Origin of the sequence: Streptomyces sp. GESEQ-4 (genome assembly GCF_017948455.1) — a bacterium.
Classification (GTDB): Bacteria; Actinomycetota; Actinomycetes; order Streptomycetales; family Streptomycetaceae; genus Streptomyces.
This window is the reverse complement of the sequence record NZ_JAFFSU010000026.1, coordinates 33,839-48,134: the sequence shown is the minus strand read 5'-3', so window position 1 is coordinate 48,134 and position 14,296 is coordinate 33,839. Positions and strand designations below refer to the sequence as shown.

The following is a 14,296-nucleotide window of genomic DNA, read 5'->3' as shown; positions in this document are numbered from 1 at the left end:
CATGGTGAGATCTCCGGGCGCTCCTTCTCGGACTGCACATGCCCTGCATACGGCGCACGCACGCGGAAAAGTGCCACGGGTCACAAGCGACCGCTCAGCGACCGCTGTGCATCAATTTTCAAGCACTAAGGTTCCGCCTGTGCACGTACTTCTGGTGGAAGACGATGAGCCGGTGGCCGAGTCCCTCCGGCGCGGCCTGATCCGCTACGGCTTCGAAGTGGAGTGGGTGACCACGGGCGGCGCGGCACTCGCGTACGAGGGGCCGTACGACGTCGTCCTCCTCGACCTCGGTCTGCCCGACACCGACGGCCTCGACGTCTGCAAGGCGCTCCGCGAGCGCGGCGACGTGCCGATCATCGTGATCAGCGCACGCAGCGACGAGACGGACCGCGTGGTCGGCCTGGAACTGGGCGCCGACGACTATGTGTCCAAGCCGTTCGGGGTACGGGAGGTCATCGCGCGGATACGAGCGGTCATGCGGCGCTTCCAGCCCCGTACGGCCGCGGAGTCCGGCCCCGACCGCTACGGCCCGCGCCTGACGATCGACCGCAAGGCCGCCCGCGTCCGGCTGGACGGCGAGGAGGTGCCCCTCGCCCCCAAGGAGTACGACCTGCTGGCCTTTCTCACCGAAGAACCGGGCGCGCTGATGTCGCGCGAGCAGATCATGGAGGCCGTCTGGGACGCGAACTGGTTCGGCCCGACCAAGACACTCGACGTGCATGTGGCGGCGCTGCGGCGGAAACTCGCGGGCGCGATCACGATCGAGGCGGTACGGGGCGTCGGCTTCCGGCTGGAGATCGTGGACGGCGGTACCAGCGCACCATGATCCGTCAGCTCATCCGCAGTTACGTCGGTCTCACCGCCGTCGCCATCGCCCTGTTCACCGTGCCGGTGGCCTTCACGCTCACGGACCAGCTGCGGGGCGACACCGCCGACTCGGTCCGGCGTGAGGCCGACACCATGGCCCTGCTGCTCGGCAACGGAGACGCCCCGTCGTGCGCGGCACTGGGCGAGATGGCGGCGGCGTACGCCGGCCAGACCGACGGCGAGGTCGAGGTGACCGGGAGCTGCGCCGAGACGGGTCTGCCGAAACCGGCCCGGGACGCGAACCTGGCCAAGGTCCTGAAGACGGGCGAGCCCGCGACCAACTGGGGCTCCTCCTTCATCTGGGGCCCGGAGCTGGTGATCACGGTGCCCGCGCAGGAGAGCGCGGTGCCCGGTGACGGGCGCAACAGGGGCGAGGTCATCGGCGCCGTACGCATCGTGTACCAGACCGACTCCCTGACCAGTCGCCTGTGGCAGATCTGGGGCTTCCGCGCGGGCCTCGCGGTCGCCGTCCTCGTCGTGGCGGCCGTGATCGGCGCCGCGGCGGCACGGCGCATCACCCGCCCCCTGCGCCAACTCAACGACATGGCGCGCAAGTTCAGCGACGGCGACCTGACGGCGCGGTCGACGGTGACGGGCCCGTCGGAGACACAGACACTGGCGCGCACCCTCAATCAGGCAGGTGAGCGCCTCGACACCCTCATCGCCTCGCAACGCATCTTCGTGGCCGACGCCTCCCACCAACTCCGCACCCCCCTCACGGCCTTGCGCCTGTCCCTGGACAACATCGCGGACGGCGTGGACGACGACTTCGTAAGGGAGGACGTGGAGCAGGCCACCGCCGAAGTCGTCCGCATGAGCCGCCTGGTGAACGGCCTGCTGGTCCTGGCCCGGGCTGAGGCGAAGGTGTCGGCGGCCGAACCGCTGCCCCTGTGGGACATCGTCCGGGAACGCCTCTCGGTGTGGAGGCCGGCCGCCGACGAGCGCGGAGTCACCATCGCGCTCAGGGGGAGTGCCGACGACCGGCTGCTCGTCCTGTCCAGTCCCGGCCATCTGGACCAGGTCCTGGACAACGTGCTCTCGAACGCCCTGGAGGTCTCACCGGACGGCGGCACGATCACCGTACGGGTGGAGCAGCGGGGCGACGAAGTGGTGCTGTCCGTGTCGGACGAGGGCCCCGGCATGTCGGACGCGGAGAAGTCCCGCGCCTTCGACCGCTTCTGGCGGGGCCAGGGCCTCACCGGGCGCGCGGGGTCGGGCCTCGGCCTCGCCGTCGTCAAACAACTGGTGACGGACGACGGCGGCACGGTGACCCTGAAGGACGCGCCCGGGGGCGGGCTGAGCGTCGAGATCAGCCTTCGGGCATCGCAGAAGAGTGGTGGTTGACGATCTTCCACTCGCCGTTGCGCTTCTCGTACTCGTACGTGTAGCGGGCCTCGACGACACGCTTCTCACCGGTCTCGGGGTCGGTCAGGTCGAACTTGTAAGTCCCGGTGTCAATCGCCGAGTTGGCGTCGAGGACGTTGACCACGGTCTGGATCTTCGTGCCGACCGGCTTGTTCTCCAGGAAGTGCTCGAAGTAGTCGACGCGGCCTTCCCGGTCGATACGGATCTTGTTGGAGACGGTGGGGAGCAGGACGGCGTCCTCGGCGTACAGGTCGGCGACCTTCTGCGCGTCACCGGTCTGCAGCGCGGCGTTCCACGTGTCGAACAGCGAGGCGACCTGCGCCTTGCTGGGCTTGCCGGCCTGCGCGGGCCCGGCCGTCGCGGCGCCGGCGGCGAAGGTGCCTGCGGCGACGACAGCGGCGGCAGTGACGACGGCGGCGCGTATACGGGTCTTGCGGGTCATCGCAACTCCAGTGCGTGTCAGGGGCCTTGTGCCTCCCTCCGCGTTCGCCGCGGTGGAAGTGACTCCAGACTCGCTTTCCGCCGGTTAGCACCCATGCAGCCGACGTACAGGGGACGACCAAGACCCGTGCAACCTACGCAGGGTCACCGCCCGGTCACGCCTACCTTTCCGCGGAAACGGCGGAGAGAAATGCCGTCCAGGCGGGGGCGGTGAGGTGGAGGTGGGGGCTGGCGGGGACCTTGGAATCGCGGATGTGGATGGTGGTGGAGAGGGCTACTTCGACGCAGTTGCCGCCCTCGTCGTCGCTGTAACTCGACTTGAACCACTTCAGCTGGTCGCTCATGGCTGATCCACCATCCGCTCGATGAAACGGGCCGACTCGGCAGGGCTGAGCGCCTGCGCACGGATCAAGCTAAGCCGCTCGGTCACGCGGCTGACAACCTCCGGACCGGCCGACAGCTCGCTCGCGAACGGCCCTTCCGTGAAAGCGAGCCGCTCGTGATCGCGCGTCTCCAACAGCACCATCGGCCCCATGAGTGCAGCGGGGATGGCCCGTTCGAAAGGGAGTACTTGCAGCGTGACGTTCCGCAGGCGGGACACCTCCAGCAACCGGTGCAACTGCTCAGCGTCCACCTGAGGGCTGCGCAACGCCGCCTCGTGGAGCACGAAGCTCAAGGCCACCGGCGGCTTGCGGTCCGTGAGAATGGCCTGCCGTTCCATACGTGCCGCGATCCGCTCCTCCACCGTCTCCTCATCCAGGGGCGGAACGCGGTTCTCGATCAGCTGCCGTGCGTACTGCTTCGTCTGCAACAGCCCGGGGATCAACGTGACTTCGTACGACAGGTGGCTGATCGCCTCCCTCTCCCGCTCCATGAAGTCCTGCGCCCGCGCAGGAAACTTCTCCCGCCGCAAGTACTCCTTGGCCGCGCTCAGCAACCCCTCCGCCCGGCACAACTCGTCCGCCACATCGAGCGCACGCGGCGTCGGCATCCGTACGCCCTGCTCCATGGACTTGATCGTGTCAGGCGAGTAGTTGGAGGCGGCGGCGAGCTCCTCGCGACTGACGTTCGCCTTTGTGCGCCAGCGCTTCATCTGGTTGCCGCTGTAACGCCAGGCCACAGGGGGCTGGGAGTTGGAGTTGTACTGGCCCGACACAGCGCGCACCTCCGATGGATACAGCCCGGCGTGTATCACCTCAGTCACTACCGAGCGTAGCCGGGTGGGAGCCACTGTGTGACCATGACGAACGCAATTCACCGCCCCGACTGGATCCCGGCCTCGGGAAATCAACTCCGGGTGGCCGGCGTGCACTTCGACGTCGTACGCATCGAAGGAGGCCGTGGGGAGGTCGTCGCCACGCAGCTCATCGAGGCCACGGACGGGGACGCGGGGCCCATCGTGTGCGAGGCCATCGGCTTCCGGTGGATGTACTTCCTGCTGGCCCCCGGCGAGGTCCGCAAGCACGACTGGCCGCTCGGCGTGCAGCAGTTCGGCGGGAAGAGCACGCTCGCCATCACGTACATCGGCATCCCGGCACTGGACGGGAACACCTGGCCACTGCGCTGGTACAGCGAGCCGACGGCTACGGCGCCGTTTGTGGAGGCGGGGCGGTTGGTGGCGGGGGTGTAGGTCGGGGCTCTTGGGCACGGGCGGCGGACAGGTTCCCGCGGACGAGCTTTGTCGTCGGGTGGTCCTCGCCCAGTACCCGACGGAGACCGGACAGCGCCTGCTCGTACAACGGGACTGCCCGCTCCAAATCCCCCGCAGACCCGTACGCGCAAGCCAGGTTGTTCCGCGACATCAGCGTGTCCGGGTGATCCTCACCCAACACACGCACACGATCCTCCAACGCCCGCTCGAACAACGGGACCGCCCGCCCAGAATCTCCCGCCCGCTCGTACACGGCAGCCAGGTTGTTTCTCGACAACAGCGTGTTCGGGTGGTCCTCACCCAACACCCGCACGCGATCCTCCAACGTCCGCTCGTACAACGGGATCGCCCGCCCGAAATCCCCGGCCGCCCTGTACGCGTGAGCCAGGTTGTTCCGCGACACCAGCGTGTGCGGGTGATCCTCACCCAACACCCGCACACGATCCTCCAACGTCCGCTCGTACAACGGGATCGCCCGCTCCAGATCTCCCGCCGAGTCATACCCGCGAGCCAGGTTGTTCCGCGCCGTCAGCGTTGACGGGTGGTCCTCACCCGACACCCGCACACGACCTTCCAACGCCCGCTCGTACAACGGGATCGCCCGCTCCAGATCCCCCGCCGACTTGTACACGTGAGCCAGGTTGTTCCACGTCGCCAGCGTGTACGGATGATCCTCGCCGAACAGCCGGACATCCCTTGCGAGACAGTGCTCGAAGTAACCGGTGGCCTGACTCAGCTGTCCTTGCTCTTCCAAGAACTGCCCTGCCATATTGAGGACCCGGCTGAAGTCAGCGGTGTGCTCAACCGGATCGCACGCCCTGCGGAGGGCTTCGACGTGTGGGATCAGAACTCTCCACGTGGGCCAGCCCGCAACGTTCTCAATAGGCCTAGCGGGAAGCTCGTCGAGCATCAACTTCACAGCACGGTCACGCGCCTCCCCGACACGCGCCTGATCGCGATGCGGGTCCTCCGCCGACGGCGTACGTGCCACCCTCTGCACCAGACGGTGGACGCCGATCCCCTCCCGGTCGAGCGTGATCATGTTGTAGTCGGCCAGAAGACCCAAGAGCTGGGCAAGGTCGACCGGATCGTCGGCCAGCGGCGCGAACAGGGAGCGTGGGATGCCCGTCGGGGCGTACCAGGCGGCGATCCGCAGGAGGTCCACAGCCCTGGGATCCCGCTCCTGGAGGGCGTCCAGCGTGATGCGCCAGATCCGCGCGACCGTCCGTGTGGGGTCCGAACCACCCGGCGCCGCATCCGTGGCGCGTTCCGGATACTGCCGCCACAAGGCCTGGTACTCGGCGATCGTGATCCCGGTCTGCGCGATGAAGGCCCCCGCCTGTTCCAGGGCGAGAGGCAGATGGCCGAGGTCGTCCGCCAGTGCGTGGGCCTCGGCCGCGTCGCCGTCACCGACAAGGCTCGACAGCAGGGCCAGCGAGGCGTCGTCGTCCAGTACGGGCAGCGCGATCGGGTCGCAGATCCAGCCGCGCCGGTAGCGGCTGGTGATCAAGAGGCGTCCGGACGAGCGGAGTTGGCCCGTCCAGGCATGTACGTCCTCCGGCTTCTCCGCGTTGTCGAAGACGAGGAGCCACCCGGGGTGCGTCTGCAACCACCCCACTGCCCACTCGGCGGCCTGAGCGGTGGTGAGGCCGGATGCCTCTTCGCCCCGCAGGCGGACGGTGAGGGCCGCTAAGCCCGCCTCGATCAGCTCAGGGGTGTCCGAGCGGATCCACCACACCAGCCGGTACGCCCTGGCATGGTCATGCGCGTAGTGCAGGGCCAGCGTCGTCTTCCCGACACCGCCCAGCCCGTGCAGCGTCTGCGTGATCGTCTGGGACTCCGCCGAGAGGGCCCGCTCCAGCTCGGCCATCACCTCCGTCCTGCCGACGAAGATCGGCGACGGCAGCTCCGGCAAGTTGTTCATGCCCGGCGGCACTTCGACGTCGTACGCCGTACTCGGCACCCCTCCACGGTCAGCGGCCGTGACGTCCTCCGGGACCAGCTCCCCTACGGCGGTGGCGAACCCGGGACGCGCCGCCAGCGATACCACCGAGACCGCCGTCAACTGATCCCCGTGGTAATCCCGTTGCCGGTCCGTCGTCACGACCCCGACCAGCCGCCCCCGTACGAACAACGCCGCCCCCGACGCCCCCGCCCACCGCGACTTCTCGTCCGGCTTGCTGGGAACGGCGACCTGGTCGACGTACGCCGTGATCAGTCCCTGGGACCTGAGCCCGGTCAGCGTCTCGATGTGGCCGCGGATCTCCTTCGTGTCGCGGCCGCCGTCGCGCACCTCCGACCGGGGAAACCCGACCGCCACGCACCCGAGCCGCTCCTCCCGGACCACCGGCGCGTCGATCCGGCCCCATCGGACGGGTTCGGCGCCCGTCGGCGGCACCCAGCCGGGATCCGTGATCCTGACCAACGCGCCGTCCGCCTGCGGCTCCCGCTCCAGATCGGGCGGCACCTGCGGCCACAGCACCTCGGCGGCGATCCACTTCGGCTGCTGCGCACCGAGCTGCCGGACTTCCAACCCGCCACAGCCCAGGACATTGTGAAGTGCCGTCAGGACCAGTCGCTCCGCGACCAGATATCCGGTGCCGGAACACTTCCCGACCGGGTTCCACACCTCGACGACCCGCCGCACATCCACAGGCCAACACCCCCGTGCTCCCAGTTACTTGGGACGTTCGCCGGACTCATCCGTGATACGCAGATCCGTGCCCTCGGCGTCGACCGGCTGGAGCGTGATCGTCACGCGGTTCGTCGTGCCCTTGGACCGGGCGGCCTTCGCCTCGGCACTGAACGGCAGCACCAGCACTTTCGCCCGCGCCTCTCCGTCCTTCCTCACGTCCACGGAGAACTCGACCTCGACCGCACCCGTCCGGAACTGGATCTCCTGTCCCGCTCCGTCCCGCATCGCCTGCTGAAGCTCCGCCCGGATCGCTCCGATCGCCTCGGCCAGCCCCACCCATGCCTCGTCCGCCACCGGGCACGCACCCCCTCATCCCTGCACACACGTCGTGCCGCAGCGTACTCGGGGGTGGCCTTCGGTAGCGCGTCTCGTTACGGTCGGCCAAATGGAGATCTTGCGTTATACCGCGTTCACCACCGACCCGACCGGCGGCAACCCCGCCGGTGTCGTCCTCGATGCCACCGGGGTCGACGACGCGACGATGCTGGCGGTGGCGGCTGAAGTGGGGTATTCGGAGACGGCGTTCGTGGTGCCGGACGGCGATGGTGGGCTGGATGTGCGGTACTTCAGTCCGCTCGCCGAGGTGCCGTTCTGCGGGCATGCGACGATCGCGACGGCGGTCGCGTATGCGGAGCGGCATGGGCCGGGGTCCTTGGTGTTGCGCACCAAGGCGGGGGCGGTGCCTGTCACGGCGGAACGGGGGGAAGCCGGTTCTGTCGTCGCCTCGCTGACCAGTGTTGCGCCTCGTACGGCGGACTTGTCCGACGCCGATCGGGCCGAACTGCTCGACGCCCTGCGCTGGTCGGCCGAGGATCTCGATCCGGCGCTGCCGCCGCGGGTGGCCTATGCCGGGGCCTGGCATCCGGTGATCGCGGCCGGTGCCCGGAGCCGGCTGGCCGAGCTGGACTACGACATGTCCGCGCTCGGCGCGCTCATGCGCCGGAAGGACTGGACCACCGTGGACCTGGTCTGGCGCGAGTCGCCCACGGTGTTCCACGCCCGCAATCCCTTCCCGCCGGGCGGTGTCGTCGAGGACCCCGCCACCGGGGCGGCCGCTGCCGCGTTCGGCGGGTATCTCAGGGAGCTGCAACTCATCGCCGTACCGGCCGCCTTGACGATCCACCAGGGTGTGGACATGGGGCGGCCGAGCACGATCTGGGTGTCGGTGCCGGACGCCCCCGGCAGCGGCATCGGCGTCACCGGTGCCGCCGTACGCATCCCCGCCCAGCAGTGAGGTGAGGCCCGCTACTGGGAGTTCGACTCGGACTTGGCCTTGGTCGAACTCAGGCCCAGCGGGCCCGCGATCTCCTCCGCCATGACCTTCCCGGCCTCGAACTCGAGCGTTTCGTCGCCCATGGCCTGGTCCGTGTCGAGGCCGTCGAGTTCCTCGAGGGGCTGGTTCAAGCGCACGTGTGCCAGGACGGACTGCAGGGCCCGCAGGGTCGCCGAAGCCGTGGCGCCCCAGTTGGAGAAGTAGGAGAACTGCCACCACCACATGGCCTCGGTGGTGCGGCCCGCGCGGTAGTGGGCCATGCCGTGGCGGAGGTCGGTGATGACGTCGGTGAGGTCGTCGGAGATACGCGCGGGCACCGGCGCCTTGCGGGGCTCGTACGGGTCGAAGACCTCCGAGTAGACGTCGACCGGTTCGAGAAGCCGGGCGAGGTTCTCGCGAAGGTCGTCCACGTCCGGCTCGGGGCCGGGGTCGGGCTCGTAGCGATCCTCGGGCACCAGGTCCTCGTGCGCGCCGAGGCGGCCCCCGGCGAGCAGCAGCTGGGAGACCTCCAGCAGGAGGAAGGGGATCGCCGATTCCGGCTCGTCGCCCTTCGCCACCTCGGTGACCGCAACGAGGAAGCTCTCTACCTGGTCCGCGATCTGGACCGCGAAGTCGTCCGGGTCCTGTGTGGTCGCGTGCAGCGTGGCGTCAGACATCTAGGAGTCGTCTCCCCTCGAAGGCGCGGCCGAGGGTCACCTCGTCCGCGTATTCCAGGTCGCCACCCACCGGGAGGCCGCTGGCCAGGCGGGTGACCTTGAGGCCCATGGGCTTGATCATGCGGGCGAGGTACGTGGCCGTGGCCTCGCCTTCCAGATTCGGGTCCGTGGCCAGGATCAGTTCCGTCACCGACCCGTCGGCCAACCGCGCGAGAAGTTCTCGTATACGCAGGTCGTCCGGACCGACACCCTCGATCGGGCTGATCGCGCCGCCGAGGACGTGGTAGCGGCCGCGGAACTCGCGCGTGCGCTCGATCGCGACGACGTCCTTCGGCTCCTCGACCACGCAGATGACGGCGGGGTCGCGGCGGGTGTCGCGGCAGATGTTGCAGTTCTCCTCCTGCGCGACGTTCCCGCAGATCGCGCAGAAGCGGACCTTGGCCTTGACCTCCATGAGGGCCTGCGCAAGGCGCCGGACATCGGTCGGTTCGGCCTGGAGGATGTGGAAGGCGATCCGCTGCGCGCTCTTGGGACCGACGCCGGGGAGCCGCCCCAGTTCGTCGATGAGGTCCTGGACCACGCCTTCGTACACGGACTGCCCGCCTTCCTGGTGTTCTCTCGTTTCGTACGGTAGTTGCCGGACGCCCGCCGCAGTAAGACAGGGCCGGTCACAGAACAGGTGTCAGAACGGCAGGCCGGGGATACCGCTGCCGCCGCCCAGACCCTGCGCCAGCGGACCCAGCTTCTGCTGCTGGAGCGTCTGCGCGTTCTCGTTGGCCGCGTGGACGGCCGCGATGACCAGGTCGGCGAGCGTCTCGGTGTCTTCGGGGTCCACCGCCTTCGGGTCGATCTTGAGGGCGCGCAGCTCACCGGCGCCGGTGACAGTGGCCGTCACCAGGCCGCCGCCGGCCTGGCCGTCGACCTCCGTCTGCGCCAGTTCTTCCTGCGCCTGCGCCAGGTCCTGCTGCATCTTCTGGGCCTGCTGCAGCAGCTGCTGCATATTGGGCTGGCCACCACCGGGGATCACGATCAGCTCCTCTTCGGGTACGGGTTTCTCCCGCTCGTTTTTCCCGCTCGGCACGAGCCTACGTGGTCCGCGCAGCCGTCGCCCCAGCACTCTTTCGAGTGAGGCGGTCGTGAGTCCTATACCTGATCAAGGCCCACTTCCGGGCGGAAAAGAGACGAAAACCGGGTCTTCGCCACCCATTGGGCGGTAGGAAGGATGCGGCGCGTCAGCATCAGGTCTCACGTGAGCGCCAGGCAGGCGTCACGCACCGTGATCAGTAGGGAGTGCCGGGTGGGTCAGCCGGAGATGCAGCCCGAGGGTCGGCCTCAGGACGGGCGCGGCAAGGAGGCCGCCGGGCTGCGGCCGGGCGATCTGGCCGGGCGGACGTTTCCGCTCGGGGACTGGGCGGAGCCGGCGGAGCGGCTGAACGAGCTGTACCGGTGGGTGGAGCGCGGGGCGCTGGACACCGCGTCCTGGTATCTCGCCGACCGGGTGTGGAAGCGGCGGGGGGGGGGGGGGCGGGGGGCGGGGGCGGCGGGGGGGGCGGGGGCGGGGGGTGCGCTGCCGTTGCTGGATCTGACGGGGGTGCTGGTCGGGGCGGCCGCGTGGGGGTATCTGGCGCTGTTGCTCGGGGCGGCGTGTGTGGCGGTCGACCGGTGCTTCGGGGTGACGTCCGGGTGGATAAGGGACGTCGCGACCGCGCAGGCTGTGCAGCGGCGGCTTCAGGTGCTGCAGTTCGACTGGGCCTCGGAGAGTGTGCGGGAGGTGCTGGGTCCTGCGGAGGGGACGGCGAGTGAGGCTGCGGAGCGGTGTCTGGGGGTGCTGCGGAGGTTCTCCGAGGACGTGACGGAGTTGGTGCGGGCGGAGACGGCGGACTGGATGGTGGAGTTCCGGACGGGGTCCGCGCCGATGGGGATTCAGTCGGCTGTTGCTGGAGGGACGCGGGGGGAGGGGGCTGTGGTGCAGGGGCGGTTTCCTATGTCGCCGGGGGCTGGTGGTGCGCGGCCGAACATGCCTCGGCAGCGGCCGCCGGAGCCAAGGTGACCCGGGATTGGGGCTGGGGTGGGGTGGGTCGCGCAGCCCGGCGCTGACGGGGTGCCGCCTGCGCCCACCCGTGCCGCCCCAGGCGGCACGCATGCCCGCAGCTTGGGCGGGACGGTGGCCGCCGCCTGCTGGGTGGGCGCCGCCCTCGCGGCACGCATGCCCGCAGCTGAGCGGCTAGGCCTGCGGGGCCGGGAATGCCACCGGGCTCCGGAGCCCCGCTCTGTTCACCGCTCTCACCCCGAAGAACACGTTGTCCTTCGACAGGTCGACCTCGTAGGTCGTCACGTCGCCGACCGGGATCACGTGGGTCCACTCCGGGGAGGTCGTCTCGCGCCAGACGATCTCGTAGCCGGCGAGGTCGGGTTCTGGGCCCTTCGTCCACACAAGCTCGGTCGAGTTGGTCAGGGTGGAGGTGATGATCTTGGCGTCTCGGGGGGTGCCCGGGGCCTGGGCCAGGGTCCAGAGGGTCGCCGCGTTCACCTTGGCCACCCTCGTGATGAAGGGGAAGTCGCAGAACTCGGGCAGGTCGCCGTACTGCTTGCCTGTTTCGTCGATGCGTACGTCCTGGTGCTGATGGGCGTAGTCCTCGGTCGGTTCGGTGAAGCGGGCGGCGGGATAGGCGCGTTCGAGGAAGGGGATGTGGTCGCCGCCGCGGCGGTAGCGGTCCCGGCGGTAGATGACGCGGACCCGCATGCCCGTCGCGTCGTTCTGCGCCACGTCCCGCACGAAGCGGGCCAGCTGACGGGTCGCGGAGTCGTTCTCGCCGCCCACCGAGCGCCGTGTCGCCGCCTGTTCCGGCGTCTCCGAGGACGGCACGCCCTCCGCGAAGAGGCGGATGGTGTACGGGTCCACCGTGCCGTCGTCCGCCTTGGGGCTGCCGACGATGTCGTTGGTGAACATGCCCTGCACATCCGTCCCGGCCGCCCGGTACCGCTGCGCCATGTGCGCCGCCCCGTACAGCCCCTGCTCCTCCCCCGCCACCGCGGCGAACGCGATCGTCGCGGCGGGCCTGCGCTTCGCCATCACCCGGGCCAGTTCCATCGCCACCGCGACACCCGACGCGTCGTCGTCCGCGCCCGGCGAGTCCGAGGTGGCGTCCATGACGTCCGTGACGCGGGAGTCGTAGTGGCCGGAGACGACGTACACGCGCTCCGGCGTCACCGAGCCGCGCAGCGTCGCCACCACGTTGGTGATGCGGGTCGCGACCGGGATGCGGGATGCCGGTTCCTGGACGTACGACTGCAGCTCCACGGTCATACGGCCGCCCGACGTCTCGGCGTACGTGCGCAGCTGAGCCGCGATCCAGTCCCGGGCGGCGCCGATGCCGCGATTCGGGTCGTCCTGGGTGGAGAGGGTGTGGCGGGTGCCGAAGGACACCAGTTTGCGGACCGTCGCCTCGATGCGGGACTCGGATATCTCCCGTAGCAGGGCACGCAGTTCGCGGCTCGGGCGCTGGGCCGTCGCCGGGCCGCGCTCTTCCCCTGTCGTCGCCGCGTCCGCTCCGGCCCCCGTCCCCACCACCGCCGCGCTCGCCGCCGTAGCGGTGAGGACCGTTCTTCTGGAGGGGCTGGGGCGCATGTCGTCTCCCGTGGCCGATTCGAACGAACCGTCACCCATGGTTGTGGACGCGTCAAGATCAGCGCAAGGGGTCCTGCGATACGTGGAGTTGAGAGCGCTTCAGTCGTCGTCGCGGCAGAGCTGGCCCCCCGCCTCCGTCGAGCACGGCACATGGCCGTGGCTGCGGATGACGTTCTGGCCGTTGTTCCGGATGTAGTCGAGGAAGCTCCCGGCGAGGGAGCCGGCGGGCGGGGCGCCGTAGGTGTAGGCGTACTCCACGCCGCGGTACGGGTAGGGGTTGCCGTCGTTCTCGATGGCGTCGACGTCGGCGATGTCGCCGTTGAGGGCGACGAGCTTGACGCCCTTCTCGCCGTTCGCCTGGTTGAGTTCGCTGAAGCCGATGGCGCCCGGGGTCGAGGCGACCTTCTTCAGCACGTCCTCCGTGGAGTTGAGCTCGCAGCGCACCGGGGCGGACCTGTCGACCGCGAGATCGCAGTCCAGTGAGGTGCTGGGCACGCCCTCCCACCTCCCGTCGAGCACCCGGTCCTGGAAGACCTGCCGGGTACCGGAGTCGGCGTCCCGGCTGACCAGGACGACCCGCCGGTGCGGGAGGGACGGGTCGAGCTCGTCCCAGTGCCCGATCTCCCCGGAGTAGAGGCGGCGGACCTGGGTGAGGGTCAGGCCCTGCGGGAGGTCGAGGCCGCTGTTGGCGACCAGCGTGAAGACGGACAGGGCGACGGACTCGGCCTCCAGTGCGGCGTCGGCGCGGGTGCTGCGGCCGTCGGAGAAGGCGATCATGGACGCCCTGGACTTCGCCGACTCGCCCTTCAGATCGGCCAGTTCGCCGACACCCGCCGTACTGCCCCGGGCGTCCACCACGATGTCGGAGCCCTCGCAGTCCTTCTCGTACTCCTTCGCCAGGTCCCGCACCACGGGCGCGAAGGCGGTGGAGCCGGTGACCGTGAGCTTGCCCTTCTCGCAGCCCAGCGGGGGCGGATTGTCGTCGCGGGCGATGATGATGGTGGCGAGGGTGAGGACGGAGGCGGTGAGCACGATGGTGATCACCCGGGCCGCCCGGCTGAACAGCGGCGGCTTGTCGTCCGGCAGCGCGCCGCGGTTGGGACGCACCACGCCGTCCCGGATGCCGCCGACGAGCTTGATCTCACGGCCCACGTCACCGCCGGACAGCAGCACCAGCAGCTTGAAGTACTCACCGCGGTTGAGCGGGACGCGCGGGAGGCGCAGCTTGTTGCCGTCGTCGTCGTAGCCGAAGCCCGAGTGCGGGGTGAAGTGGCTCATCAGGTGGTCGGTGCCTTGCGGCTGGGTGACCGACACACCGTGGATGGTCCGGTCGGTGAACTCCACGGTGAGACCGTTGAGTTCACGGCTCGTGTAGTCGTCGAGGCCGATGCTCTCCGAGCCGTCGTTCTCGATGCGCAGCAGGACGAGCGTCCCGTTGGCCATGTTGGGCGCGTCGAACGAACCGAGCCGGACGTTCGGGCGGCCCGACTGGACGTCGTCTCCTATCGGGTTGTCCATCTGGACGCGGTAACCGATCCGCTTACGCCGCGGAATGTGGCGCTCGTACCACACCATGGCGACCGAGGCCGCGATGCCGATGGACGCCGTCGCGACGGCGATGACGTTCTCAGCGCTCAGCCACTCCACTGGGTGCCCCCGCAACTCCCAGAACCCGATAGTGTCCGGTCACTTTAGGGTCGCGGGCTGTGATACTCCGTTT

Annotated in this window: 15 protein-coding genes; 5 read left to right on the top strand and 10 right to left on the bottom strand. The window is 69.4% G+C overall.

The window, feature by feature from the left end; genetic code table 11:
* Window positions 1-139 precede the first annotated feature (139 nt).
* Both KCH48_RS34380 and KCH48_RS34375 read left to right on the top strand, forming a co-directional pair.
* Entirely contained in the window at window positions 140-826 is a 687-nt protein-coding gene (locus KCH48_RS34380; RefSeq protein ID WP_210580640.1) for a response regulator transcription factor, read from the top strand.
* Window positions 823-2,211 (top strand): HAMP domain-containing sensor histidine kinase, encoded by a 1,389-nt coding sequence (locus tag KCH48_RS34375; RefSeq protein ID WP_210580638.1) that lies wholly within the window; start codon window positions 823-825, stop codon window positions 2,209-2,211. The genes KCH48_RS34380 and KCH48_RS34375 overlap by 4 nt, the downstream gene beginning before the upstream one ends.
* Here the strand turns inward: KCH48_RS34375 and KCH48_RS34370 are convergent.
* The 3 genes from KCH48_RS34370 to KCH48_RS34360 all read right to left on the bottom strand — a co-directional run bounded on the left by KCH48_RS34370 (window position 2,177) and on the right by KCH48_RS34360 (window position 3,766).
* A complete protein-coding gene (locus tag KCH48_RS34370) occupies window positions 2,177-2,674 on the bottom strand; it encodes an SgcJ/EcaC family oxidoreductase (protein WP_210580636.1) in 498 nt (165 codons plus the stop codon). The two genes, KCH48_RS34375 and KCH48_RS34370, sit on opposite strands and share 35 nt — an antisense overlap.
* Window positions 2,675-2,834: 160 nt before the next feature.
* Entirely contained in the window at window positions 2,835-3,017 is a 183-nt protein-coding gene (locus tag KCH48_RS34365; RefSeq protein WP_210580634.1) for a DUF397 domain-containing protein, read from the bottom strand.
* A complete protein-coding gene (locus tag KCH48_RS34360) occupies window positions 3,014-3,766 on the bottom strand; it encodes a helix-turn-helix transcriptional regulator (protein ID WP_210580761.1) in 753 nt (250 codons plus the stop codon). The genes KCH48_RS34365 and KCH48_RS34360 overlap by 4 nt, the downstream gene beginning before the upstream one ends.
* 141 nt (window positions 3,767-3,907) lie before the next feature.
* On the opposite strand from KCH48_RS34360, the gene KCH48_RS34355 reads away from it, so the two are divergent.
* Window positions 3,908-4,303: a hypothetical protein gene (locus KCH48_RS34355; protein WP_210580632.1), complete on the top strand. Its 396-nt coding sequence runs from the start codon at window positions 3,908-3,910 to the stop codon at window positions 4,301-4,303.
* Here KCH48_RS34355 and KCH48_RS34350 read toward each other — a convergent pair.
* Window positions 4,257-6,977: a tetratricopeptide repeat protein gene (locus KCH48_RS34350; RefSeq protein WP_210580630.1), complete on the bottom strand. Its 2,721-nt coding sequence runs from the start codon at window positions 6,975-6,977 to the stop codon at window positions 4,257-4,259. The genes KCH48_RS34355 and KCH48_RS34350 overlap by 47 nt on opposite strands.
* 24 nt (window positions 6,978-7,001) lie before the next feature.
* Entirely contained in the window at window positions 7,002-7,313 is a 312-nt protein-coding gene (locus tag KCH48_RS34345; protein WP_307841028.1) for a trypco2 family protein, read from the bottom strand.
* Between the two features lie 91 nt (window positions 7,314-7,404).
* Between KCH48_RS34345 and KCH48_RS34340 the strand changes: the two genes are divergently transcribed.
* Window positions 7,405-8,253 (top strand): PhzF family phenazine biosynthesis protein, encoded by an 849-nt coding sequence (locus KCH48_RS34340; protein WP_210580628.1) that lies wholly within the window; start codon window positions 7,405-7,407, stop codon window positions 8,251-8,253.
* An 11-nt stretch (window positions 8,254-8,264) separates the two neighbouring features.
* On the opposite strand, the gene KCH48_RS34335 is transcribed toward KCH48_RS34340, so the two are convergent.
* The 3 genes from KCH48_RS34335 to KCH48_RS34325 form a co-directional block, all read right to left on the bottom strand.
* On the bottom strand, window positions 8,265-8,948 hold the full coding sequence (locus KCH48_RS34335) for a DUF5063 domain-containing protein (RefSeq protein ID WP_210580625.1): 684 nt from the start codon (window positions 8,946-8,948) through the stop codon (window positions 8,265-8,267).
* Entirely contained in the window at window positions 8,941-9,540 is a 600-nt protein-coding gene (gene recR / locus KCH48_RS34330; protein ID WP_210580623.1) for a recombination mediator RecR, read from the bottom strand. Before recR ends, KCH48_RS34335 begins: the two co-directional genes overlap by 8 nt.
* Before the next feature lie 90 nt (window positions 9,541-9,630).
* Window positions 9,631-9,975, bottom strand: coding sequence for a YbaB/EbfC family nucleoid-associated protein (locus tag KCH48_RS34325; protein WP_210580757.1), 345 nt, complete (start codon window positions 9,973-9,975; stop codon window positions 9,631-9,633).
* A 270-nt stretch (window positions 9,976-10,245) separates the two neighbouring features.
* Here KCH48_RS34325 and KCH48_RS34320 point away from each other — a divergent pair, with 270 nt between their 5' ends.
* The gene (locus tag KCH48_RS34320) at window positions 10,246-10,998 is read left to right on the top strand and encodes an SLATT domain-containing protein (RefSeq protein ID WP_210580621.1); all 753 of its coding nucleotides are present in this window, start codon (window positions 10,246-10,248) and stop codon (window positions 10,996-10,998) included.
* A gap of 174 nt (window positions 10,999-11,172) precedes the next feature.
* Here KCH48_RS34320 and KCH48_RS34315 read toward each other — a convergent pair whose 3' ends face one another.
* Together KCH48_RS34315 and KCH48_RS34310 are read right to left on the bottom strand one after the other, a co-directional pair.
* Entirely contained in the window at window positions 11,173-12,576 is a 1,404-nt protein-coding gene (locus KCH48_RS34315; RefSeq protein WP_210580619.1) for a M20/M25/M40 family metallo-hydrolase, read from the bottom strand.
* A gap of 99 nt (window positions 12,577-12,675) precedes the next feature.
* Window positions 12,676-14,223, bottom strand: coding sequence for a PstS family phosphate ABC transporter substrate-binding protein (locus KCH48_RS34310; RefSeq protein WP_210580617.1), 1,548 nt, complete (start codon window positions 14,221-14,223; stop codon window positions 12,676-12,678).
* Window positions 14,224-14,296: the final 73 nt, after the last annotated feature.

Coding starts and splice junctions, on each gene's coding strand:
- KCH48_RS34335 (WP_210580625.1), bottom strand. CDS start 8,948: ATGTCTGACGCCACGCTGCACGCGACCACACAGGACCCGGACGACTTC.
- KCH48_RS34360 (WP_210580761.1), bottom strand. CDS start 3,766: ATGAAGCGCTGGCGCACAAAGGCGAACGTCAGTCGCGAGGAGCTCGCC.
- KCH48_RS34370 (WP_210580636.1), bottom strand. CDS start 2,674: ATGACCCGCAAGACCCGTATACGCGCCGCCGTCGTCACTGCCGCCGCT.
- KCH48_RS34340 (WP_210580628.1), top strand. CDS start 7,405: ATGGAGATCTTGCGTTATACCGCGTTCACCACCGACCCGACCGGCGGC.
- KCH48_RS34375 (WP_210580638.1), top strand. CDS start 823: ATGATCCGTCAGCTCATCCGCAGTTACGTCGGTCTCACCGCCGTCGCC.
- KCH48_RS34365 (WP_210580634.1), bottom strand. CDS start 3,017: ATGAGCGACCAGCTGAAGTGGTTCAAGTCGAGTTACAGCGACGACGAG.
- KCH48_RS34315 (WP_210580619.1), bottom strand. CDS start 12,576: ATGCGCCCCAGCCCCTCCAGAAGAACGGTCCTCACCGCTACGGCGGCG.